Source organism: Variovorax flavidus, assembly GCF_030317145.1.
Lineage (GTDB): Bacteria > Pseudomonadota > Gammaproteobacteria > Burkholderiales > Burkholderiaceae_C > Variovorax > Variovorax flavidus.
Genome location: NZ_JASZYE010000003.1, coordinates 670444 through 694099, shown reverse-complemented (window position 1 = coordinate 694099; position 23656 = coordinate 670444). Strand labels below are relative to the sequence as shown.

Annotated in this window: 22 protein-coding genes; 21 read left to right on the top strand and 1 reads right to left on the bottom strand. The window is 63.8% G+C overall.

Features of this window, described 5'->3' with window-relative positions:
* The first annotated feature begins 8 nt into the window (after window positions 1-8).
* The 15 genes from QTH90_RS18505 to QTH90_RS18435 are packed head-to-tail and all read left to right on the top strand — an operon-like array spanning window position 9 to window position 14886.
* A complete protein-coding gene (locus QTH90_RS18505; protein WP_286666026.1) occupies window positions 9-617 on the top strand; it encodes an NADH-quinone oxidoreductase subunit C in 609 nt (202 codons plus the stop codon).
* Window positions 617-1870 (top strand): NADH-quinone oxidoreductase subunit D, encoded by a 1254-nt coding sequence (locus QTH90_RS18500; protein WP_286666025.1) that lies wholly within the window; start codon window positions 617-619, stop codon window positions 1868-1870. Before QTH90_RS18505 ends, QTH90_RS18500 begins: the two co-directional genes overlap by 1 nt.
* Window positions 1871-1878: 8 nt before the next feature.
* On the top strand, window positions 1879-2394 hold the full coding sequence (nuoE, locus tag QTH90_RS18495) for an NADH-quinone oxidoreductase subunit NuoE (RefSeq protein WP_286666024.1): 516 nt from the start codon (window positions 1879-1881) through the stop codon (window positions 2392-2394).
* Window positions 2394-3734 carry an NADH-quinone oxidoreductase subunit NuoF gene (gene nuoF, locus QTH90_RS18490; RefSeq protein WP_444814735.1) on the top strand — a complete coding sequence of 447 codons (1341 nt, stop codon included), beginning with the start codon at window positions 2394-2396 and terminating at the stop codon, window positions 3732-3734. The genes nuoE and nuoF overlap by 1 nt, the downstream gene beginning before the upstream one ends.
* 17 nt (window positions 3735-3751) lie before the next feature.
* A complete protein-coding gene (gene nuoG, locus QTH90_RS18485; protein ID WP_286666022.1) occupies window positions 3752-5902 on the top strand; it encodes an NADH-quinone oxidoreductase subunit NuoG in 2151 nt (716 codons plus the stop codon).
* Complete coding sequence (nuoH, locus tag QTH90_RS18480; RefSeq protein ID WP_286666021.1) at window positions 5899-6975, top strand: NADH-quinone oxidoreductase subunit NuoH; 1077 nt, start codon at window positions 5899-5901, stop codon at window positions 6973-6975. The genes nuoG and nuoH overlap by 4 nt, the downstream gene beginning before the upstream one ends.
* An 11-nt stretch (window positions 6976-6986) precedes the next feature.
* Window positions 6987-7505 carry an NADH-quinone oxidoreductase subunit NuoI gene (gene nuoI / locus QTH90_RS18475; RefSeq protein WP_286666020.1) on the top strand — a complete coding sequence of 173 codons (519 nt, stop codon included), beginning with the start codon at window positions 6987-6989 and terminating at the stop codon, window positions 7503-7505.
* Between the two features lie 24 nt (window positions 7506-7529).
* Entirely contained in the window at window positions 7530-8177 is a 648-nt protein-coding gene (locus tag QTH90_RS18470; RefSeq protein WP_286666019.1) for an NADH-quinone oxidoreductase subunit J, read from the top strand.
* A complete protein-coding gene (nuoK, locus tag QTH90_RS18465; protein ID WP_028248920.1) occupies window positions 8174-8482 on the top strand; it encodes an NADH-quinone oxidoreductase subunit NuoK in 309 nt (102 codons plus the stop codon). The genes QTH90_RS18470 and nuoK overlap by 4 nt, the downstream gene beginning before the upstream one ends.
* A gap of 10 nt (window positions 8483-8492) precedes the next feature.
* The gene (gene nuoL / locus QTH90_RS18460; protein ID WP_286666018.1) at window positions 8493-10514 is read left to right on the top strand and encodes an NADH-quinone oxidoreductase subunit L; all 2022 of its coding nucleotides are present in this window, start codon (window positions 8493-8495) and stop codon (window positions 10512-10514) included.
* Window positions 10515-10540: 26 nt separating this feature from the next.
* Window positions 10541-12016, top strand: a complete 1476-nt coding sequence (locus QTH90_RS18455; protein ID WP_286666017.1) for an NADH-quinone oxidoreductase subunit M — start codon at window positions 10541-10543, stop codon at window positions 12014-12016.
* Between the two features lie 24 nt (window positions 12017-12040).
* The gene (gene nuoN / locus QTH90_RS18450) at window positions 12041-13528 is read left to right on the top strand and encodes an NADH-quinone oxidoreductase subunit NuoN (RefSeq protein WP_286666016.1); all 1488 of its coding nucleotides are present in this window, start codon (window positions 12041-12043) and stop codon (window positions 13526-13528) included.
* Window positions 13529-13535: 7 nt separating this feature from the next.
* A complete protein-coding gene (locus QTH90_RS18445; RefSeq protein ID WP_286666015.1) occupies window positions 13536-13841 on the top strand; it encodes a DUF2818 family protein in 306 nt (101 codons plus the stop codon).
* A 6-nt stretch (window positions 13842-13847) separates the two neighbouring features.
* Window positions 13848-14441 (top strand): NUDIX domain-containing protein, encoded by a 594-nt coding sequence (locus tag QTH90_RS18440; protein ID WP_286666014.1) that lies wholly within the window; start codon window positions 13848-13850, stop codon window positions 14439-14441.
* A gap of 7 nt (window positions 14442-14448) precedes the next feature.
* Window positions 14449-14886, top strand: a complete 438-nt coding sequence (locus QTH90_RS18435; RefSeq protein WP_286666013.1) for a DUF1178 family protein — start codon at window positions 14449-14451, stop codon at window positions 14884-14886.
* A gap of 36 nt (window positions 14887-14922) precedes the next feature.
* Here the strand turns inward: QTH90_RS18435 and QTH90_RS18430 are convergent, their stop codons facing one another.
* Window positions 14923-16707, bottom strand: coding sequence for an ABC transporter transmembrane domain-containing protein (locus QTH90_RS18430; protein ID WP_286666012.1), 1785 nt, complete (start codon window positions 16705-16707; stop codon window positions 14923-14925).
* Window positions 16708-16782: 75 nt separating this feature from the next.
* On the opposite strand from QTH90_RS18430, the gene QTH90_RS18425 reads away from it, so the two are divergent.
* The 6 genes from QTH90_RS18425 (at window position 16783) to QTH90_RS18400 (ending at window position 23649) form a co-directional block, all read left to right on the top strand.
* Window positions 16783-17334, top strand: a complete 552-nt coding sequence (locus QTH90_RS18425; RefSeq protein WP_444814734.1) for a MarR family winged helix-turn-helix transcriptional regulator — start codon at window positions 16783-16785, stop codon at window positions 17332-17334.
* Window positions 17315-18814, top strand: coding sequence for an efflux transporter outer membrane subunit (locus QTH90_RS18420; RefSeq protein ID WP_286666010.1), 1500 nt, complete (start codon window positions 17315-17317; stop codon window positions 18812-18814). Before QTH90_RS18425 ends, QTH90_RS18420 begins: the two co-directional genes overlap by 20 nt.
* A gap of 29 nt (window positions 18815-18843) precedes the next feature.
* Window positions 18844-20145 carry an HlyD family secretion protein gene (locus tag QTH90_RS18415; RefSeq protein WP_286666009.1) on the top strand — a complete coding sequence of 434 codons (1302 nt, stop codon included), beginning with the start codon at window positions 18844-18846 and terminating at the stop codon, window positions 20143-20145.
* Window positions 20146-20164: 19 nt separating this feature from the next.
* The gene (locus QTH90_RS18410) at window positions 20165-21724 is read left to right on the top strand and encodes a DHA2 family efflux MFS transporter permease subunit (protein ID WP_286666008.1); all 1560 of its coding nucleotides are present in this window, start codon (window positions 20165-20167) and stop codon (window positions 21722-21724) included.
* A gap of 444 nt (window positions 21725-22168) precedes the next feature.
* The gene (locus QTH90_RS18405; protein WP_286666007.1) at window positions 22169-22939 is read left to right on the top strand and encodes an ABC transporter ATP-binding protein; all 771 of its coding nucleotides are present in this window, start codon (window positions 22169-22171) and stop codon (window positions 22937-22939) included.
* Window positions 22939-23649 carry an ABC transporter ATP-binding protein gene (locus QTH90_RS18400; protein ID WP_286666006.1) on the top strand — a complete coding sequence of 237 codons (711 nt, stop codon included), beginning with the start codon at window positions 22939-22941 and terminating at the stop codon, window positions 23647-23649. Before QTH90_RS18405 ends, QTH90_RS18400 begins: the two co-directional genes overlap by 1 nt.
* Window positions 23650-23656 lie beyond the last annotated feature (7 nt).

Sequence of the window (23656 nt, the reverse complement as noted above, 5' to 3'; positions counted from 1 at the left end):
GAGAGACGATGACCGACTTTGCCATTTCTCCCGAGGCGCTGCAGACCCAGATCACCGAAACGCTTGGCACCAAGGCGAAGAGCGTCACGCTCGCGTTGGGCGAGGTGACGGTGGTGGTGCGTGCGGCCGACTACCTGGCGGCTGCAACCCTGTTGCGTGATGCGCCAGGTTGCCGTTTTGAGCAGCTCATCGACCTCTGCGGCATGGACTATTCCGGCTACCGCGAAGGCGAATGGGAGGGCGAGCGTTTCTGCGTCGTGTCCCATCTGCTTTCCGTGAGCCTCAATCAGCGTGTCCGCCTCAAGGTCTTCGTGCCGAATGAAGACCTCCCCGTCGTCGATTCGCTGACCAGTGTCTGGAACGCCGCGGGATGGTTCGAGCGCGAAGCCTTCGACCTGTACGGCATCGTGTTCGAAGGCCACGACGACCTGCGCCGCATCCTGACCGACTACGGCTTCATCGGGCATCCTTTCCGCAAGGACTTCCCTGTGTCCGGTCACGTCGAGATGCGCTATGACCCGGACCAGAAGCGCGTGATCTATCAGCCCGTCTCGATCGAGCCGCGGGAGATCACGCCGCGCGTGATCCGCGAAGACAACTACGGCGGACTCCACTGATGGCCGAAATCAAGAACTACACGCTGAATTTCGGGCCTCAGCACCCGGCAGCGCACGGCGTGCTGCGGCTCGTGCTCGAACTGGACGGCGAAGTCATCCAGCGCGCCGACCCGCACATCGGCCTGCTGCACCGCGCAACCGAAAAGCTCGCCGAGTCGCGCACCTACATCCAGTCGCTGCCGTACATGGACCGTCTCGACTACGTGTCGATGATGAGCAACGAGCACGCGTACTGCCTCGCGATCGAGCGGCTCATGGGTCTCGACGTGCCGATTCGCGCGCAATACATCCGGGTGATGTTCGCCGAGATCACGCGCCTGCTGAACCACCTGCTGTGGCTCGGTGCGCACGGCCTGGACTGCGGTGCGATGAACATGCTCATCTACTGCTTCCGCGAGCGTGAAGACCTTTTCGACATGTACGAAGCGGTATCGGGTGCGCGCATGCATGCCGCCTATTTCCGTCCGGGTGGTGTCTACCGCGACCTGCCCGACGCGATGCCTCAGTACAAGGCCAGCAAGATCAAGAACGCGAAGGCAATCGAGCGGCTCAACGAGAACCGCCAGGGTTCGCTGCTCGACTTCGTCGACGATTTCTGCAAGCGCTTCCCCAAGATGGTCGACGAGTACGAGACGTTGCTCACCGACAACCGGATCTGGAAGCAGCGCACGGTCGGCATCGGCGTGGTCTCTCCGGAGCGCGCTCTGAACCTCGGCTTTACCGGCCCGATGCTGCGCGGGTCCGGCGTCGAATGGGATCTGCGCAAGAAGCAGCCCTACGACGTCTACGACCGCATGGACTTCGACGTGCCCGTCGGCAAGACCGGCGACTGCTACGACCGCTATCTCGTCCGCGTGGAAGAGATGCGTCAGGCGAATCGCATCATCCAGCAGTGCTCCGCATGGCTGCGTGCCAATCCGGGTCCGGTCATCACGGACAACCACAAGGTGGCTGCGCCTGCGCGCGAATCGATGAAGGCGAACATGGAGGAGCTGATCCACCATTTCAAGCTTTTCACCGAAGGTTTCCATGTGCCCGAAGGCGAGGCGTATGCCGCCGTCGAGCACCCGAAGGGCGAGTTCGGCATCTATCTGGTGAGCGACGGTGCCAACAAGCCCTACCGTCTGAAGATCCGCGCACCCGGCTTCCCGCATCTGGCGGCGCTCGATGAAATGGCGCGCGGGCACATGATTGCCGACGCGGTGGCCGTGATCGGCACGATGGACATCGTGTTCGGCGAGATTGACAGGTAAGAGAGCCCATGAATTCCGACACCACCCACAGCCCTCAGGCGTCGCTGTCGGCTGCGACGCTGGAGCGCTTCGCGCGAGAGGTTGCCAAGTACCCGGCGGCAGGAAAGCAGTCCGCCGTGATGGCCTGCCTCGCGATCGTGCAGCAGGACGAAGGATTTGTCAGCGAGCAGCGCGAGCGCGAGATTGCCGCCTATCTGGGCATGGCGCCGATCGCGGTGCATGAGGTCACGACCTTCTACAACATGTACAACCAGCGGCCGGTGGGCAAGTTCAAGCTCAACGTCTGTACCAACCTGCCGTGCCAGTTGCGCGACGGCGCCGTGGCGCTGAAGCATCTGGAGAAGAAGCTCGGCATCACGATGGGCGAGACCACGGCGGACGGCATGTTCACCCTGCAACAGAGCGAATGCCTGGGCGCATGCGCCGATTCGCCGGTGATGCTGGTCAACGATCGCACGATGTGCAGCTTCATGAGCAACGAAAAGCTCGACCAGTTGATCGACGGCTTGAAGGGAGCGCAATGATGTCGCCCGAACAAGTGCTTTCGCAGTTCCAGGCCACCGGTGTCCAGACCTGCTTCCACGATCGACACATCGAGCCGCAGATCTACGCCGGCCTGAACGGCACCAACTGGCGGCTGGCAGATTACGAGGCGCGTGGTGGCTACAAGGCGCTGCGCAAGATCCTGAGCGAAGGGCTGACGCCCGACCAGGTGATCGCCGAAGTCAAGTCGTCGGGCCTGCGCGGCCGTGGCGGCGCGGGCTTTCCGACGGGTCTCAAGTGGAGCTTTATGCCCCGCCAGTTTCCGGGCCAGAAGTACCTCGTCTGTAATTCCGACGAAGGCGAACCGGGCACGTGCAAGGACCGAGACATCCTGCACTACAACCCGCACATCGTGATCGAAGGCATGGCCATCGCGGCCTATGCGATGGGCATCAGCGTGGGGTACAACTACATCCACGGCGAAATCTTCCAGACCTACGATCGTTTCGAGGAAGCGCTGGAAGAGGCGCGCGCCGCCGGCTACCTCGGCGACGCGATCATGGGCAGCAGCTACAACTTCCAGCTGCACGCAGCGCATGGTTTCGGCGCCTACATCTGCGGCGAGGAAACCGCGCTGCTCGAATCACTCGAAGGCAAGAAGGGCCAGCCGCGCTTCAAGCCGCCGTTCCCGGCGAGCTTCGGCCTCTACGGCAAGCCGACGACGATCAACAACACCGAGACCTTTGCCGCGGTGCCCTGGATCATCAACAACGGCGGCGTGGCCTACCTCGAGTGCGGCAAGCCGAACAACGGCGGCACCAAGATCTACTCGGTCAGTGGCGACGTCGAATTGCCCGGCAATTACGAAGTGCCGATGGGCACGCCGTTCTCGAAGCTGCTCGAACTGGCCGGCGGCGTGCGCAAGGGCCGCCAGTTGAAGGCGGTGATTCCCGGCGGTTCGTCGGCCCCGGTGCTGCCGGCATCCATCATGATGGAATGCACGATGGACTATGACTCCATCGCCAAGGCGGGATCGATGCTGGGCTCCGGCGCCGTGATCGTCATGGACGACAGCCGCTCGATGGTCGAATCGCTCAAGCGACTCTCGTACTTCTACATGCACGAGTCGTGCGGCCAGTGCACGCCGTGCCGCGAAGGCACGGGCTGGCTGTGGCGCGTGGTGGATCGCATCCACAACGGCCAAGGCAAGGCTACCGACATGGACCTGCTCAACTCCGTCGCCGACAACATCCAGGGCCGCACCATCTGCGCGCTGGGTGATGCCGCCGCGATGCCGGTGCGGGCCATGATCAAGCACTTCCGCCACGAGTTCGAGGCACTGATTCCGGGCTACGTCCCGAAGACGCCCGCCAAGGCCTGAGCGCAAGAAGAACACATATGGTTGAAATCGAACTCGACGGCAAGAAGGTCGACATCGTCGAAGGCAGCATGATCATGCATGCGGCCGACAAGGCGGGCACCTACATCCCGCACTTCTGCTATCACAAGAAACTCAGCATTGCGGCCAATTGCCGCATGTGCCTCGTCGACGTGGAAAAGGCGCCGAAGCCGATGCCGGCCTGCGCCACGCCCGTGACGCAAGGCATGATCGTCCGCACCAAGAGCGAGAAGGCCATCAAGGCGCAGCAGTCGGTGATGGAGTTCCTGCTGATCAACCATCCGCTCGACTGCCCGATCTGTGACCAGGGCGGCGAGTGCCAATTGCAGGATCTGGCCGTGGGCTACGGCGGTTCGTCTTCGCGCTATGAAGAAGAGAAGCGCGTCGTGTTCCACAAGGACGTCGGGCCGCTCATCAGCATGGAAGAGATGAGCCGCTGCATCCATTGCACGCGCTGCGTCCGTTTCGGCCAGGAAGTGGCCGGTGTGATGGAACTCGGCATGTCGCATCGCGGCGAGCACTCCGAGATCGAGACCTTCCTCGGCGATTCCGTCGACTCCGAGTTGTCGGGCAACATGATCGACATCTGCCCCGTCGGCGCACTCACGAGCAAGCCGTTCCGCTACAGCGCCCGCACCTGGGAGCTGTCGCGCCGCAAGTCGGTGGCCCCTCACGACTCGACCGGCGCCAACCTGATCGTCCAGGTCAAGAACAATCGCGTGATGCGCGTGGTGCCGCTCGAGAACGAAGACGTTAACGAGTGCTGGATCGCCGACCGCGATCGGTTCTCTTACGAAGCCTTGAACGGGCCCGAACGCCTGACCCAGCCGATGCTGAAGCAGGGCGGTCAGTGGCAGCAGGTCGATTGGCAAACTGCGCTGGAATACGTCGCCAATGGTCTGAAGCAGATCAAGGCCGACCATGGTGCGCAGAGCATCGGCACGCTCGTCAGCCCGCACAGCACGCTCGAAGAGCTTCACCTTGCCAACTTGCTGACGCATGGCTTGGGCAGCAACAACATCGACTATCGCCTGCGCAACGCCGAGTTCACCGCATTCGAGGGTGTCCGTTGGCTCGGAACGTCGATCGCGTCGCTGTCGCAATTGCAGCGCACGTTCGTGATCGGCTCGAACCTGCGCAAGGACCATCCGCTGTTCGCGCAGCGCATTCGCCAATCGATCCGCAAGGGTGGCGTGCTCAACGCGCTGACTTCCCCGGAACTGCTGGCCGATGCCGACGCCTGGGCGATGCCTGTGGCGAACGTCGTTCGCGTTCCGGCTCAACAGTGGGTCGACTCCCTGGCCGACATCGCTGCTGCGATCGCTGAAAGTACCGGCGGCTCGGCCCCGATGGCGAGGAATGTCGCTGCAAGCGACGCCGCGAAGGCAATGGCTGCATCGCTGCTTGGCGGCGAACGCAAGGCCATCCTGCTCGGCAACGCGGCGGCGCATCATTCCGAGGCCAGCACCTTGCTGGCCCTGGCCAACTGGATCGGTGCGCAAACCGGTGCGAGCGTGGGCTACCTGACTGAAGCGGCCAACACCGTCGGTGCGCAAGTCGTCGGCGCACTGCCGAAGGCCGGCGGCCTGAACGCAGGCCAGATGCTCGGCGGTGGGCTCAAGGCCGCATTGCTGCTCAACACCGAGCCCGTATTCGATTCGGCAGCCGGCGCGGCAGCCGTCGAGGGACTGGCGCACGCGCAAATGGTCGTGACGCTGAGCCCCTTCAAGGCCAATCTGGAATTCAGCGATGTGCTGTTGCCTGTCGCGCCGTTCACTGAAACGCCTGGTACCTTCATCAACGCCGAAGGCCGCGCGCAAAGTTTCCACGCTGTCGTGAAGCCCCTGGGCGAAACGCGTCCGGCCTGGAAGGTCCTGCGTGTGCTGGCCAATCTGCTTGGCCTCTCGGGCTTCGCGTTCGAATCGACGGCTGACGTGCTGGCCGACATCGGCTCGCCTGGAGAGGTGCTGGCCGACCGCCTGAGCAACGCCACTTCGGCCCCGATTCAGGCTGGCAACGGCTCGCAGGCATCGCCGGTTGTCGCGAGCATCTACCAGCTCGACTCGATCGTTCGTCGCGCGCCTTCCCTGCAACTCACGGCCGATGCGCGACTGGCGCAAGCCTCTGCGGGACAGGAGGTGTTCGCATGATCGACGCGCTGCATGGCTTCGGCCTGGGCCTGATCTCCGCGGGTTGGTGGACCGGCCTGGCTTGGCCGGTGATCTGGACGCTGATCAAGATCGTCGTGGTGGTGCTGCCTCTGATGGGGGCCGTTGCCTACCTCACGCTATGGGAGCGCAAGGCCATCGGCTTCACGCAGATTCGCATTGGCCCCAACCGCATCGGGCCGCTGGGCTTGCTGCAACCGATCGCCGACGCCCTCAAGCTGCTGACCAAGGAAATCATCCTTCCGACGGTCGCCAACAAGGGCTTGTTCCTGCTGGGGCCGATCATGACCATCATGCCGGCGCTGGCCGCCTGGGCGGTCATTCCCTTCGGACCCGAGGTCGCGCTGGCCAACATCAATGCCGGCCTGCTGTTCGTGATGGCCATCACCTCGCTCGAGGTGTACGGCGTGATCATTGCGGGCTGGGCGTCGAACTCCAAGTACGCCTTCCTCGGTGCACTGCGCGCTTCGGCCCAGATGGTCAGCTACGAAATCGCGATGGGCTTCTGCTTCGTCGTGGTGCTGATGGTGTCCGCCAGCCTGAACATGACCGACATCGTGATGGGGCAGGGCAAGGGCCACTTCGCGTCGATGGGCATCGGCTTCCTCTCGTGGAACTGGCTGTCGCTGCTGCCGATCTTCGTCGTCTACTTCATCTCGGGTCTGGCCGAGACCAACCGCCATCCGTTCGACGTCGTCGAAGGCGAATCGGAAATCGTTGCCGGCCACATGATCGAGTACTCGGGCATGAGCTTCGCGATGTTCTTCCTGGCCGAGTACGCCAACATGTGGCTCGTCTCGATCCTGTGCGCGGTCCTGTTCCTCGGCGGCTGGTTGCCCCCGTTCGACTTCCTCGCATTCATCCCGGGCTGGATCTGGCTGGGCATCAAGACCTTCGTGGTCGTCACGATGTTCCTGTGGGTTCGTTCGACCTTCCCGCGCTTCCGCTATGACCAGATCATGCGGCTCGGCTGGAAGATCTTCATTCCGGTCACGCTGGTGTGGCTGGTTGTGGTCGGCGCCTGGATGCAGACCCCGTTCAACATCTGGAAATAACTGGAATCGCCATGTCTGCGCACTCCGCAACAGCGTCCGCGCCTTTCTCGCTCAAGGACTTCTTGCGCAGCTTCATGCTGTTCGAGTTGTTCAAGGGTCTGGCCATCACCGGCAAATACGCGTTCAGCCGGAAAATCACCATTCAGTTCCCCGAAGAAAAGACGCCGCTGTCGCCTCGCTTCCGTGGACTGCATGCACTGCGCCGCTATGACAACGGCGAAGAGCGTTGCATTGCCTGCAAGCTCTGCGAAGCCGTCTGCCCGGCGCTCGCCATCACCATCGAATCCGACGTGCGTGACGACGGTTCCCGTCGCACCACGCGCTACGACATCGACCTGACCAAGTGCATCTTCTGCGGATTCTGCGAGGAGAGCTGCCCGGTCGATTCGATCGTCGAGACGCACATCTTCGAGTACCACGGTGAAAAGCGCGGCGACCTGTACTTCACCAAGGACATGCTGCTCGCCGTGGGCGACCGCTACGAAAAAGAAATTGCCGCCAACAAGGCGGCTGACGCCAAGTACCGCTGAGCGGGAAGAAAACAAATTCGATCCATGGACGTCAAGACCGGTCTGTTCTATCTGTTTGCCGCGGTGCTGCTGTTTGCAGCCTTCCGCGTCATCACCGCGCGCAACCCCGTGTATGCCGCGCTCTACCTGGTGCTGGCCTTCTTCCAGGCATCGGCCATCTGGCTGCTTCTGCGCGCCGAGTTTCTCGCGATCGCGCTGGTCCTCGTCTACGTTGGCGCGGTGATGGTGCTGTTCCTTTTCGTCGTGATGATGCTGGACATCGACGTCGAAGGGCTTCGCGAAGGCTTCTGGAAGCACTTTCCGCTGGCTGCGGGCGTCGGCGCCCTGATCGCGCTCGAGATGGCCGCCGTGCTCATGGGCGGTTTCCGCCTGAGCGCGCCCAAGAGCCCGCTCGCAACCGGTCCCGACACGTCCAACACGCTCGAACTTGGCAAGCTTCTCTACACCGACTATCTCTATCCGCTCGAGATTGCGGCCGTGATCCTGCTGGTCGCGATGTTCGCGGCCATCGCCCTCACGCTGCGCGCCCGCAAGGACAGCAAGTACGTGAATCCGGCCGACCAGGTTCGCGTGAAGGCGCGGGACCGCGTGCGCATCGTGCAGATGCCCGTGACGCGTGCGGCTGAACCTGCCGCTGAACAACCCTCGGCAGCAGCGGAGACCAAGGCATGACGCTCACGCTTGGACACTTTCTTTCGTTGGGCGCGATGCTCTTCGCGCTTTCCGTCATCGGCATCTTCCTGAACCGCAAGAACCTGATCGTGCTGTTGATGTGCATCGAGCTGATGCTGCTGGCCGTCAACATGAACTTCGTCGCCTTCTCGTACTTCCTGGGCGACATGCACGGACAGATCTTCGTGTTCTTCATCCTGACGGTCGCCGCGGCCGAGTCGGCGATCGGGCTGGCGCTGCTGGTCCTCTTGTTCCGCAACAAGTCGAACATCAACGTCGACGAACTCAACGCGCTCAAGGGCTGAAGGTTTTCTCATGAGCGCAACACTTTCCGCATCCACACTGCTGGCCGTTCCGCTGGCTCCTTTGGCCGGCGCCGTCGTGGCCGGCCTGTTCGGCACGAAGCTGGGCGGCAACCTCATCGGCCGCCGCGCCACGCATTCGTTGACGATCCTCGGCGTGCTGATCGCCTTCATCCTCTCGGCCATGACGCTCAACAGCGTGGTGTCCGACGGCGCCCGCTTCAACGCCACGATCTACGAGTGGATGACTGTCGGCGGCCTGAAGATGGAAATCGGCTTCCTGGTCGACGGTCTCACGGCCATGATGATGTGCGTCGTGACCTTCGTGTCGCTGATGGTGCACATCTACACGATCGGCTACATGGAAGAGGACGAGGGCTACAACCGCTTCTTCGCGTACATCTCGCTGTTCACCTTCTCGATGTTGATGCTTGTCATGAGCAACAACATGCTGCAGCTGTTCTTCGGCTGGGAGGCGGTGGGTGTGGTGTCCTATCTGCTGATCGGCTTCTGGTACAACCGTCCGACCGCGATCTTCGCCAACCTGAAGGCCTTCCTGGTCAACCGCGTGGGCGACTTCGGTTTCATCCTGGGCATCGGCCTGGTTGCTGCCTACGCTGGCACGCTGAACTACGGCGAAACCTTTGCCAAGGCCAACGAGTTGGCAAAGCTGGGTTTCCCCGGCACCGAATGGATGCTGATCACCGTCATCTGCATCTGCCTGTTCATCGGTGCGATGGGCAAGAGCGCGCAGTTCCCGCTGCACGTCTGGCTGCCGGATTCGATGGAAGGTCCGACCCCCATCTCCGCGCTGATCCACGCCGCGACCATGGTCACGGCCGGCATCTTCATGGTGGCGCGTATGTCGCCGCTGTTCGAGTTGAGTGACACGGCCCTGAGCTTCGTCCTGGTGATCGGCGCGATCACTGCGCTCTTCATGGGCTTCCTGGGGATCATCCAGAACGACATCAAGCGTGTCGTCGCCTATTCGACGCTTTCGCAGCTTGGCTACATGACCGTCGCGCTCGGCGCATCGGCGTACTCGGCTGCCGTGTTCCACCTGATGACGCACGCGTTCTTCAAGGCGTTGCTGTTCCTCGGCGCCGGTTCGGTGATCATCGGCATGCATCACAACCAGGACATCCGCTGGATGGGCGGCGTGCGCAAGTACATGCCGATCACCTGGATCACCTCGCTGATCGGCTCATTGGCCCTGATCGGTACGCCGCTGTTCGCCGGTTTCTATTCCAAGGACACCATCATCGAGGCCGTGCATGAGACCCACCTTTGGGGCTCGGGCTTCGCGTACTTTGCTGTGCTGGCCGGCGTGTTTGTCACGGCCTTCTATTCGTTCCGGATGTACTTCCTCGTCTTCCATGGCAAGGAACGCTTCGACCAGAATCCCGACGCGCATCACCACGACGATGGCCACGGCCATCACGACGACCACCACGAGCCGCACGAGTCGCCCTGGGTGGTGTGGCTGCCCCTGGTGCTGCTGGCCATCCCGTCGGTGGTGATCGGCTTCATGACCATCCAGCCCATGCTGTTCGGCGACTTCTTCAAGGACGCGATCTTCATCGACTCGAGCAAACACGAGGCGATGAAGGAACTGACCGAGGCATTCCACAGCCCGATGGCCATGGCATTGCACGGCCTCACTGCGGCGCCTTTCTGGCTCGCACTCGCGGGCGTGGTCATGGCCTGGTACATGTACCTGATCAATCCGGCGCTGCCCGCCGCGATCAAGCGTGCCTTCGGCCCGATCTACCGCCTGCTCGAGAACAAGTACTACATGGACTGGTTCAACGAGAACGTGATTGCGCGCGCCACCCGTGCACTGGGCACGGGCCTGTGGAAAGGTGGCGACCAGGGGATCATCGACGGCGCGATCGTCAACGGTTCCTGGAAACTGGTCGGCCGTATCTCCGGCGTGGTGCGCTGGGTGCAGTCCGGCTATATCTATCACTACGCTTTCGCGATGCTGTTGGGCATCTTCATCCTGATGACGTACTTCGTCTGGTTTAAACGGTAAGCGGCTCTCGCTGGAGAAAAACAAAAATGGGTTTGTTGAGCCTTGCCATCTGGATGCCGATTGCCTTCGGCGTCGTGTTGCTGGCGTTTGGTCGTGACGATCACGCAAGGGGCGTGCGCTGGGTGGCGCTCGTCGGCTCGATCGCGAGCTTCCTGGTCACCTTGCCGCTCTATTCGCGCTTCCAGACCGGAACCGCGGCGATGCAGTTCGTCGAGAAAGAGAGCTGGATCGAGCGCTTCAATATCAGCTATCACATCGGTCTGGACGGCATCTCGTTCTGGCTGGTGCTGTTGACGGCGTTCATCACGCTGATCGTGGTGATTTCGGCGTGGCAGGTGATCACCGAACGCGTGAACCAGTACATGGGCGCATTCCTGATCCTGTCGGGCCTCATGATCGGGTCGTTCTCCGCGCTCGATGGCGTCTTGTTCTACGTCTTCTTCGAGGCCACGCTGATCCCGATGTACCTGATCATCGGTATCTGGGGCGGTCCCAACAAGATCTACGCAGCCTTCAAGTTCTTCATCTACACGCTTCTCGGCTCGCTGTTGATGCTGGTCGCGCTGATCTACCTGTACAACAGGTCCGGCGGCAGCTTCGACATCCTGACCTGGCACAAGCTGCGGTTGACCGCGAGCGAGCAGACCTTCCTGTTCTTTGCATTCTTTGCCGCCTTCGCGGTCAAGGTTCCGATGTGGCCAGTCCACACGTGGTTGCCGGATGTGCACGTCGAAGCTCCCACGGGCGGATCCGCTGTGCTGGCCGCGATCATGCTGAAGCTCGGGGCGTACGGTTTCCTGCGGTTCTCGATGCCCATCGCGCCTGACGCGTCGCACGAATGGGCCTGGCTCATGATCGCGCTGTCGCTGATTGCTGTGATCTACGTGGGTCTGGTTGCACTGGTGCAGCAGGACATGAAGAAGCTCGTCGCCTACTCGTCGGTGGCTCACATGGGCTTCGTGACGCTCGGCTTCTTCATCTTCAACGACCTCGGCATCGCTGGTGGCATCGTGCAGATGATTGCGCACGGCTTCGTCTCGGGCGCCATGTTCCTTTGCATCGGTGTGCTGTATGACCGCGTGCATTCGCGCCAGATCGCGGACTACGGCGGCGTGGTCAACACCATGCCCAAGTTCGCGGCCTTCGCGCTGCTGTTCGCGATGGCCAACTGCGGTCTTCCTGCCACGGCCGGCTTCGTCGGCGAATGGATGGTGATCCTGGGTGCGGTCAAGGCCAACTTCTGGCTCGGCCTGGGTGCCGCCACGGCGCTGATCTTCGGCGCGGCCTACACCCTGTGGATGTACAAGCGCGTCTATCTCGGTCCCGTGGGCAACGACCACGTCAAGGAACTGAGCGACATCGACGCGCGCGAATTCCTCATGCTGGCCCTGCTGGCGATCGCGGTGCTGTGGATGGGCCTCTATCCCAAGCCGTTCACCGACGTGATGAACGCGTCCGTGGCCGAACTGCTGAACCACATGGCGATTTCCAAGCTGCCTTGAGTCCAGGCTGAACAAGAGAACGAGATGATTGACAAACTCAGCTGGATGACGATCTACCCCGAGGTGGTGCTGCTCGTCGCGACCTGCATCATTGCGCTGCTGGATCTTTCCACCACCAGCCCGCGCCGCACGGCCACCTACATCCTGACCTTGATGACGCTTGCCATCGTGGCGGTGCTCTGCGGCTTCAATGCCTCCACGGGCAAGACCATCTACGGCTTCGGCGGCATGGTGGTGAGCGACCCGATGGGCAATTGGCTCAAGTGCTTCGCCACCGTCGCGCTGATGGTCACGCTGGTCTATGGCCGCCCGTACGCGGCAGACCGCGGGATGCTCCGCGGCGGAGAGATGTTCACGATCAGCATGCTCTCCTTGCTCGGCATGTTCGTGATGATTTCCGGCAGCAATTTCCTGGTGATCTATCTGGGCCTTGAATTGCTGACGCTCTCGAGCTACGCGCTGGTGGCGCTTCGCCGCGACAACGCGGTGGCGAGCGAAGCGGCGATGAAGTACTTCGTCCTGGGCGCGATGGCGAGCGGTTTCCTGCTGTACGGGCTTTCGATGATGTACGGCGCGACTGGTTCGCTCGACATCAACGAGGTGTTCAAGGCGATCGCGAGCCGCAAGGTGAATCATCAGGTGCTCGTATTCGGCCTGGTCTTCATCGTGGCCGGTCTGGCGTTCAAGGTTGGCGCTGCACCGTTCCACATGTGGGTGCCTGACGTCTATCAGGGTGCCCCGACCGCCGTCACGCTGATGATCGGCGCGGCGCCGGAACTCGCAGCCTTCGCGATCATCATCCGCCTGCTGGTGGAGGGACTGCTTCCGCTCGCGATCGACTGGCAGCAGATGCTTGCCTTGTTGGCGATAGCGTCGCTTCTGGTGGGCAATCTTGCGGCCATTGCGCAGACCAACCTCAAGCGCATGCTGGCCTATTCGACGATCGCGCAGATGGGCTTCATGCTGCTCGGTCTCGTGGCGGGCGTGTCCAACGACAACACCTACAACGCGCAGTTCGCGTACAGCGCCTCGATGTTCTACATCGTGACCTACGTGCTGACCACGCTGGCGAGCTTCGGCATCATCCTGCTCCTGGCGCGCGAGGGTTTCGAAAGCGAAGAGATCACTGACCTCGCAGGCCTCAACCAGCGCAGCCCGCTCTATGCCGGCGTGATGGCGGTCGCGATGTTCTCGCTGGCTGGCGTGCCGCCCCTGGTTGGCTTCTATGCGAAGCTGGCCGTGCTGCAGGCGCTGATCGCCTCGGGTCAGGCGATGTACATTGCATTGGCTGTTTTCGCCGTCGTGATGTCGCTGATCGGCGCGTTCTACTACCTGCGCGTCGTCAAGGTCATGTACTTCGATGCGCCGGTGACCGCGAGCACGGTGTCCGCACCGCGCGACGTGCGCACTGTGCTGACGCTCAACGGCGCCCTGATCCTGATCCTCGGCATCCTGCCCGGCGGGCTCATGACGCTCTGCGCGGAGGCGATCGTGGCCACACTGGCCACCTGATCTCGCCGTGTCGCAAAGCGCGTCGGTCTGGATGGTCCTGTTGGTCGCCCTGGTGGCTGCCAACCTGCCATTCGTCACCGATCGCCTGCTGGGGCTGGTGCCACTCTCGACCCGCACCAAGACGCTGGCCGTCCGACTGGGTGAGCTGGTGTTTCTCTATTTCATCGCGGGCGGTATCGGGCTCCTGTTCGAAAGCCGTGTCGGCCAGATTTCCTCTCAAGGGTGGGAGTTCTACGCGGTCACCGGTGCGTTGTTCATCGTGCTCGCGTTTCCGGGATTCACCTGGCGCTATCTGCTCAAGCATCGGAGCTAGGCTGAAATGGATGATCTGCATCTGAAGGAAGAAGTCACCGCGAGCGAGCTGCTCTTCAAGGGCAGCTTCCTGCAGGCGAAGCGCGACACCGTCCGGCTGCCCGATGGCCACACTGCAACCCGTGAATACATCATTCATCCGGGAGCCGTGGTCGTCGTGCCTCTGCTCGATGATGGCCGCGTGGTGCTCGAGCGCCAGTTCCGCTACCCCGTCGGCCACGTGATGACCGAGTTTCCGGCCGGCAAGCTGGATGCCGGCGAAGATCCCTTCCTGTGCGGCCAGCGCGAGCTCCTCGAGGAAACCGGCTACACCGCCAGCGAGTGGGCGCACGCGGGGGCAATGCATCTGGCGGTCGCGTACTCCACGGAAATCATCCATATCTACTTCGCGCGCGGCCTGTCGCTCGGCGCCCGGCAGCTGGATCATGGCGAGTTTCTCGATGTGATCTCCGCGACGCCGGAAGAACTGATGGACTGGTGCCGGGACGGAACCGTGTCGGACGCCAAGACGCTCACTTGCACGCTTTGGCTGCAAAACGTCCTGTCGGGCGCATGGACGCTCGACTGGAAAAGCAGCGAGCTTTCTGATCGCGCCGGATAATCTGCGCATGAAGGTCCTCAACCTCCAGTGCGCGCATGGCCACGGCTTCGAAGGGTGGTTCGCATCGCATGACGCTTTCGACACCCAGCTGGCGGCCGGGCTGGTGGAATGCCCCATTTGCGGCGACACCGCGATCACCAAGATGCTGGCGGCGCCGCGGCTGAACCTGGGCGGACCGAAGCCGTCCCCAGATGTCCCCGCGACCACGCCGGAGAGCAATTCGCCCGAGGCGCGCTGGTTGCGCGCCGTGCGCGAGGTGATCGCACAGACCGAAGACGTCGGCGATCGCTTCGCCGACGAAGCCCGCAAGATGCATTACGGCGAGGCCGAAGAGCGCGGCATCCGTGGCCAGGCCACGCGAGAACAAGCCCAGACCTTGATCGACGAAGGGATCTCGGTGTTTTCGCTGCCGTTGCCGGCGGCACTCAAGGAAACGCTGCAGTGATCGCGGCTTGCGCCAAGAACGCAAGCTGACGCTTCCTCAAGCCGCGAATTGCAGGGCTGCCAATCGCGCGTAGACGCCGTTCTGGGCGACCAGCGCCGCATGCGTTCCCTGCTCGACGATGCCGCCATGATCCAGCACCACGATGCGGTCCGCCTTCTGGACCGTGGCCAGCCGATGGGCGATGACGATCGTCGTGCGACCGGACATCGCGGATTCGAGCGCAGCCTGCACCATGCGCTCGCTTTCGGCATCGAGGGCGCTCGTCGCTTCGTCGAGCAGCAACAAGGGCGGATTCTTGAGCATGGCACGCGCGATCGCGATGCGCTGGCGTTGTCCGCCCGAGAGGCGCACGCCGCGCTCACCCAGGAAGGTGTCGTAGCCCTCGGGCAGTGCCCTGAGGAAACCGTCCGCGAACGCGGCCCTGGCCGCGGCGTGGACTTCCTCCGCGCTGGCATCGGGGCGGCCGTAGCGGATGTTCTCGAAGGCGCTGGCCGAGAAGATGACGGCATCCTGTGGCACCAGGCCAATGCGCGTGCGCAGTTCGTCGAGCGACAACGACGCGAGCGGTGTGCCGTCGAGCCTGATGTTTCCTGATTGAGGATCGTAATAGCGCAGCAACAACTGGAAGACCGTGCTCTTTCCGGCGCCGCTCGACCCGACGAGCGCCACAGTTTCGCCAGGCGCGACGGACAGATGGAAGTCGCGCAGGGCAGGCGTGCCGGCTCGCGAGGGATAGTGGAAGCCCACCGATTCGAAGCTGACGGCGCTCCCGGCCTCGGGAATGGGCGCCTGGGCCGGCTGATCGGGCGACAGGATGACCGGCTTGGCGTGCAGCAATTCCATCAGCCTTTCGGTGGCGCCCGCGGCGCGCAGCAGGTCGCCGTAGACCTCGCCGAGGACAGCGGCCGCGCTTGCCAGGATGATGACGTAGACGACCGTCTGGCCGAGGTGCCCGGCGGTGATGTCGCCGTGCAGGACTGCCTGCGTTCCCTGATAGAGACCCCAGAGCAGCGCCGCGGACGTCGCGATGATGATGAAGGCCACCAGCACCGAGCGCGCCTTCGTGCGACGGACTGCGGTGCGGAATGCGCTGTCGGTCGACGCGTCGAAACGCGCGGCCTCGCGGCTTTCAGCGGTATAGCTTTGCACCACCGGAATGGCATTCAGCACCTCGGCCGCGATGGCGCTCGAATCGGCCACGCGGTCCTGGCTGGCGCGCGACAGTTTGCGCACGCGCCGGCCAAACCACATGCTGGGCAAGACCACGAGCACCAGGATGCCGAGCACTTGCACCATCACGTAGGGATTGGTCCAGATCAGCATGGCCAGGGCGCCGACGCCCATCACGGCATTGCGCAATCCCATGCTGAGCGAGGAGCCGACGACGGTCTGGACCAGCGTCGTGTCGGCCGTCAGGCGCGACAGCACCTCGCCAGTTTGCGTGGTCTCGAAGAAGACAGGGCTTTGGCGCAGGACATGTGCGTACACGGCGTTGCGGAGGTCGGCTGTGACCCGCTCGCCCAGCCAACTGACCGTATAGAAGCGCGCCGCGGAAAAAACCCCCAGCGCAACGGCCACCGCGAAGAGAGCGACAAAGTGGTCGCGCAGCGCCATGGTCTGTTCGCCCTTGTCGCCGGGCACCAGCCCGCCGTCGATCAGGCTGCGCAGCGCCACCGGGAATACCAGCGTGGTCGCCGCGGCCAGCACGAGGAAAACGGCCGCGAGACCAATCTGAACGCGGTACGGCCGCAGAAAAGGGGCCAGTCCGGACAGCGACTTGGGAGAGCCTTTGCCCGGGGATGAGGAAGCAGGGGAAGCCATGGCCCGATTCTAGCTAACGGTTGCCCACTCAAAGGTCGCCTTGACAGTAATTGTCGAGGCAACTATTATTGCGTCATGTCCGATCCAAAGAACTCCGGGGGGCCTCCGGCTCCTTCGCCAGGCAAGTTGCCCGAGGTCAAGGCCTTCTACAAGGCCGAGAACTATCGCGCGGAGGAAAGCATCGGTTACATGATGCGCCGCATCCTGACGGCGGTCGGCCAATCGGTCGAGATCCAGATGTGCGAGCCGGGTAGTCCGACCTATCCGCAATGGGTTCCGCTTCACAAGCTGCACATCGGGCAGGCTACGACGGTTGCCGAACTGGCCCGCGAATGCCAACTCGATACCGGCGCCATGACCCGCCTTCTCGATCGCCTGGAAGCCAAGGGCCTGTGCCGCCGGGTGCGCTCCGTGTCCGATCGGCGCGTGGTCAACATCGAGCTCACCGACGAAGGGCGCGCGGCCGCCGAAGAAGTGCCACATGTGCTCAGCCGCGTGCAGAACGAGCATCTCGCCGGGTTCACGAACGAAGAGTGGCAACAGCTCAAGAGCTATTTGCGCCGAATCCTTGATAACGCACAGGCCCTGTCGGCCCGTGGAGAAAAAGATGACTCAACTTCTTCCTGATGGCGCCATGCGCCGTACGACTGCAGTGGCAGCCGCGGCGCTCGCGCTGGTCCTCGCCGGCTGTGCCGACATGGGCAACGTCGCCTCGCACGCGAAGCTTCGCGATGCGGAGTCGCTCGGCCTCACGGCTGCGCCGGCCCCCTCGACTGCGCCCGGCGCCAGCGCTGCTGCCCTGACGATCGATAGCCAGTGGTGGCTCGCTTTCGGCAATGCGCAACTCGATTCGCTCGTTGCCCAGGCGATCGAAGGCAATCCCAATCTGCAAGTCGCACGCGCCCGTCTCGCACGCGCGCAGGCCGCCGTTTCGGCAACCGAAGCTGCAGACAAGCCTCAGATCAACGGCTCGCTCGACCTGACGCGCCAGAAGTTCAGCGGCAACTACATCTATCCGGCGCCGCTGGGCGGGTCGGTCCAGGAGACGGGTGCCCTTCAACTGAACGGCAGCTGGGAAATCGACTTCTTCGGCAAGAACCGCACCGCGATCGAAGCCGCCATCGGCTCCGCGAACGCTGCTGCCGCCGAAGCCGATGCTGCTCGCATCCTGTTGGCCAGCAACGTCGCACGGAGCTACGTGCAATGGGCTCGCCTGCACGATCAGCTCGCTGTCGCCGAGCGCACGCTTGCGCAGCGAGAAGAAGTCTTCAAGCTGGTGCGCGACCGCGTCGCCGCCGGCCTCGATACGCGCCTGCAGTCCAAGCAGAGCGAAGGCGCCATTCCCCAGGCGCGTCAGCAGATCGAGTCGCTGCGCGAGCAGATCGAGATCGCGCAGCATGCGCTGGACGCGCTGGTGGCGCGGCCGGGCGCAACGCAGGCACTCGTTCCGCCGGCGCTCGACGGCCTCAAGGCGATGGCGCTGCAGTCGACGATCCCGGCCGACCTGTTGGGTCGCCGCGCGGACATTGCTGCTGCGCGCTGGCGCGTCGAAGCAGCGACCAGCGACGTTGCCAACGCCAAGACCCAGTTCTATCCCAACATCAATCTGGTGGCCTTCGCCGGCTTCTCGAGCATCGGCTTCGACAACCTCCTCAAGTCGGGCAGCCAGCAGTGGGGCGTCGGCCCTGCCATTCGTTTGCCCATCTTCGAGGGCGGCAGGCTGCGCGCCAATCTCCGCGGCAAGGCTGCAGATCTCGACGCCGCGATCGAAAGCTACAACACCACCGTGCTCGACGCCGTGCGCGACGTGGCCGACCAGGTCACGAGCGTGCAGTCGATTGCGCGTCAGCAGGTCCAGCAGCGCGACGCGCAGGATGCCGCGGAAGCGGCCTACCAGATCGCCGTACAGCGCTACAGCGCGGGCCTCGGCAACTTCCTCGACGTGCTGTCGGCCGAAACCACCGTCCTGTTGCAGCGCCGCGAAGGCGTGGATCTCGCCGCGCGTGCGCTCGACAGCCAGGTCGCCCTCGCACGCGCACTGGGCGGCGGCTGGCAGCCCACCGCCGACACGACCGCCGCCGCTCAATCAGCGCCCCAACACCCCTGAACATCGCTCTGAAGCCGAAAGACATTGCCATGGAAAACAACAACGCCGCTCAACCCGCTGCACCCGCTGCCGAGGCCGCGGCCCCCAGCAACAAGCGCCGTCGCGCGCTGACCGCGCTCGCGTCGGTCGTCGTCCTCGCCGGTGCCGGATGGGGCGTGTACGAATGGCTGGTCGCCAGCCACTATGAATCGACCGACAACGCCTACGTGCAGGGCAACGTGATCCAGATCACGCCGCAGATCGGCGGCACGGTCATGGCCATCATGGCGGACGATACCGACCTCGTGAAGGCCGGCCAGCCGCTGGTGCAGCTCGATCCGTCCGACGCCAAGGTGGCGCTCGACCAGGCCGAAGCTGCGCTTGCACAGGCCGTGCGCCAGGTGCGTACCCTGTATGTTAACAACGCCTCGCTGGCGGCACAGGTGTCGCTGCGTCAGTCCGACATCGTCAGGGCGCAGAGCGACATCGCCCGCGCGCAGGATGACCTGAAGCGCCGCCAAGCGCTGTCTGGCAACGGCGCGGTGTCGAAGGAAGAGCTCAACCACTCCGAGACGGCGCTGGCCAACGCCAAGAGTGCCCTCGCGGCCGCGCAGGCCAACGCACTCGCCGCGCGCGAACAACTCACCAGCAACCAGTCGCTGACCGAAGGCACGAGCGTCGAGCAGCATCCGAGCGTGCAGGCCGCCGCCGCCAAGGTGCGCGAGGCTTATCTCGCCACGCAACGCGTCGCGATGCCGGCGCCGGTCGAGGGCTACGTTGCCAAGCGCACCGTGCAGCTCGGCCAGCGGGTGGCTGCGGGCACGCCGATGATGTCGATCGTGCCCCTGAACCAGCTGTGGGTCGATGCCAACTTCAAGGAAGTGCAGCTGCGCAACATCCGTATCGACCAGCCCGTGAAGCTCACGGCCGACCTGTACGGCAAGAAGGTGGAGTACGACGGCCGCGTCGCCGGCCTGGGCGTCGGCACCGGCGCAGCCTTTGCGCTGCTGCCTGCGCAGAACGCGACCGGCAACTGGATCAAGGTGGTGCAGCGCGTGCCCGTGCGCATTGCACTCGATCCAGAGCAGCTCAAGGCCAATCCGCTGCGCGTGGGTCTCTCGATGGACGCCGAGATCGACGTGAGCAAGAAGGGCGGCAAGATGCTCGCCGACGCACCGCGTGACAGCGCGCTGGTCCAGACGCAGGTCTACAGCAAGCTCGACCACGGCGCCGACGCCGAAGTCGAACGCATCATCGCCGCGAACCTGGGCCGCGAAATGACGCGCAAGGCGCCCGCGACGAACTCGAACAACCACGGCGGCCCGGCCGCCTCGCAGGCCCAACCCGGCTGATCAGCCCGGCTCTCGCGCGATGTCGAACGCCCCGGTTTCCCAACCGCTCCCGCCGCTCGAGGGCTCCGCCCGCGTGTGGGGGACGGTCGCGCTTTCTGCCGCGACCTTCATGAACGTGCTGGACACGTCGATCGCCAACGTCTCGCTTCCGGCCATTGCCGGCGACCTCGGCGTCAGCTCGACCCAGGGCACGTGGGTCATCACCAGTTTCGCGGTGGCCAACGCCATCGCCGTGCCGCTCACCGGCTGGCTGACCCAGCGTTTCGGCCAGGTGCGCCTGTTCATGACCAGCGTGCTGCTGTTCATCATCAGTTCGTGGCTTTGCGGGCTCGCACCCAACATGACGATGCTCATCGCGTTTCGCGCGCTGCAGGGCTTCGTTGCCGGTCCGATGATTCCGCTGTCGCAGACGCTGCTGCTGTCGAGCTATCCGCGGGCAAAGGCCGGTCTTGCAATGGCGATGTGGTCGATGACCACGCTGGTGGCGCCCGTCATGGGCCCGCTGCTCGGCGGGTGGATCACCGACAACATCTCCTGGCCCTGGATCTTCTACATCAACATCCCGGTCGGTCTGCTCGCCGCGGCCATCACGTGGGGCATCTACCGCAAGCGCGAGAGCGGCACGCGCAAGGTGCCGATCGACGGCATCGGACTGGCGCTGCTCGTGCTGTGGGTCGGCTCGCTGCAACTCATGCTCGACAAGGGCAAGGAACTCGACTGGTTCCACTCCGCCGAGATCGTCACTCTTGCGATCGTGGCGGGCGTCGGATTCGCGTTCTTCCTTGTCTGGGAACTCACTGACAAGCATCCGGTGGTCGACTTGTCGCTCTTCAAGCGACGCAACTTCTGGTCGGGCGCGCTTGCGACGGCGGTGGCCTATGGCCTCTTCTTCGGCAACGTGGTGATCCTGCCGCTGTGGCTGCAGCAGTTCATGGGCTATACGGCGACGCAGGCCGGGATGATCATGGCGCCCGTGGGCCTTCTGGCGATCTTTTTCTCGCCAATCGTCGGCCTCACGGTGGGCAAGATCGATCCGCGCCGCTACGCGACCTTCTCCTTCCTGGTGTTTGCGCTGGTCCTGTGGATGCGATCGAACTTCAATACGCAGGCCGATTTCTGGACCATCATGATTCCGACGATCATCCAGGGCGTGGCGATGGCGTTCTTCTTCATCCCGCTGGTCACGATCACCTTGTCGGGCCTCTCGCCCGACCGGATTCCGGCCGCGTCGGGCTTGTCGAACTTCCTGCGCATCACGGCAGGCGCGATCGGCACCTCGACCGCCACGACCTTGTGGGAGAGCAGGGCGGCGCTGCATCACGCGCAGTTGGTCGAATCGGTCACGCAGGGCAGCGGGGCGGCAAGCAGCGCCATCGCCGGCCTGGGGGGCAGTGGCTTCAGCGCCGACCAAGTGCTGGCCCAGCTCAATCGCTTCGTCGACCAGCAAGCGTTCATGCTCGCTTCGAACGACCTGTTCTACGGCTCAGCCATCCTCTTCCTCCTGCTGATCCCGCTGGTCTGGCTGGCCAAGCCCACCCGCAGCCCCGGCGCCGCCGACGCTGCCGCCGGAGCGCATTAGAGCTTACCCCCAGGCTTCGCGCACTTCGTGTCGCTTCGCCAACCCCCTTGCAGGGGGCAACACCGGCGGCCCGGCAAAGCCGGTTCCGCGGTGTTCCTGGACTCACCCCCCAGGCTTGCTCGCGGCCCGGCCAAGCCGGGTCCGCGGCAGCCCCCGTGGCACGGGGGCAACAGAACGCACGAGAAACACGACGGCGACCAAAGCGAGGCCTGTTCGCGGAACACCGCGGAACCGGCTTTGCCGGGCCGCCGGTGTTGCCCCCGGTAGGGGGGTGGCGCTGCGACACGAAGTGCGCGAAGCCTGGGGGGAGCCAAAGCTAGGCATTTGCCCCAGTAGGCAAGTTTTGGTGGCCCCGCAAACAATGCGGTCCGCGCAGCCATGGTGGTGCGCACAGATGGACCGCATGACTGATTTTTCCTGCCAGCACCCGGGTGACCGCGCGAGATGAGCGACATCATTCTCGAAACACGCCAGCTCACCAAGGAATTCAAGGGTTTTACCGCGGTCAGCAAGGTCAATCTCTCGGTCGTTCGGGGATCGATTCATGCGCTGATCGGGCCGAATGGCGCGGGTAAGACGACCTGCTTCAACCTGCTCACGAAGTTCCTCGAGCCGACGTCTGGAACCATCCTGTTCAACGGACAGGACATCACCAGCGAGCGCCCGGCACAGATCGCGCGCCGCGGCATCATCCGCTCGTTCCAGATTTCGGCGGTGTTTCCGCACCTCACCTTGCTCGAGAACGTGCGCCTGGGCTTGCAGCGCGCGCTCGGAACTTCCTATCACTTCTGGAAGAGCGAGAAGTCGCTCACGCCCCTCAATGATCGCGCTCGCGCGTTGCTGGCCGAAGTAGGTCTCGAAGACCTGGCAGACGAACTGACGGTCAATCTTCCCTACGGCCGCAAGCGCGCGCTGGAGATCGCAACCACGCTCGCGATGGAGCCCGAACTGATGCTGCTCGACGAACCCACGCAGGGCATGGGCCACGAGGACGTGCATCGCGTGGCCGAACTGATCAAGCGCGTTTCCGCCGGCCGGACCATCCTGATGGTGGAGCACAACATGAGCGTGGTGTCGACCATCGCCGACACCATCACGGTGCTGCAGCGCGGCGCCGTCCTGGCCGAAGGGCCGTACGCCGAAGTCTCGAAAAACCCGCAAGTGATGGAAGCCTATATGGGCACCACCGACGGCCAATTGCAAGGGGCGCATTGATGGCGGCCCCCGCACTCGAAATCAAGGGACTGCAAGCCTGGTATGGCGAGTCGCACGTGCTGCACGGCGTCGACATGGTCGTGCAACCCGGCGAGGTGGTCACGCTGCTGGGCCGCAATGGCGCAGGCCGCACCACGACGATGCGCGCGATCCTCGGCCTCACCGGCGCCCGAAAGGGCAGCATCAAGGTCAATGGCACCGAGACGATCGACATGGCCACGCACCGCATCGCCCATCAGGGCATTGGCTACTGCCCGGAAGAGCGCGGCATCTTCGCGAGCCTGTCATGCGAGGAGAACCTGTTGCTGCCGCCCGCCCTGAAAGGGGCGGGGCAGGGCATGTCGGTGGACGAGATCTACGCGATGTTTCCCAACCTGGCCGAGCGCCGCCACAGCCAGGGGACGCGCCTGTCCGGCGGCGAACAGCAGATGCTGGCCGTCGCGCGCATCCTGCGGACGGGCGCCAAGCTGCTGCTCCTCGACGAAATCTCCGAAGGCCTGGCGCCGGTGATCGTGCAGGCGCTGGCCCGCATGATCCAGACGCTGCGCGGCAAGGGTTACACCGTGGTCATGGTCGAGCAGAACTTCCGCTTCGCCGCGCCGCTGGCCGATCGCTTCTACGTGATGGAACACGGCCGCATGGTCGAGGCCTTCGGCGCCGCCGAACTCGAAGCCAAGATGCCGGTGCTCAACGAGCTTCTCGGCGTTTGAAATTCTC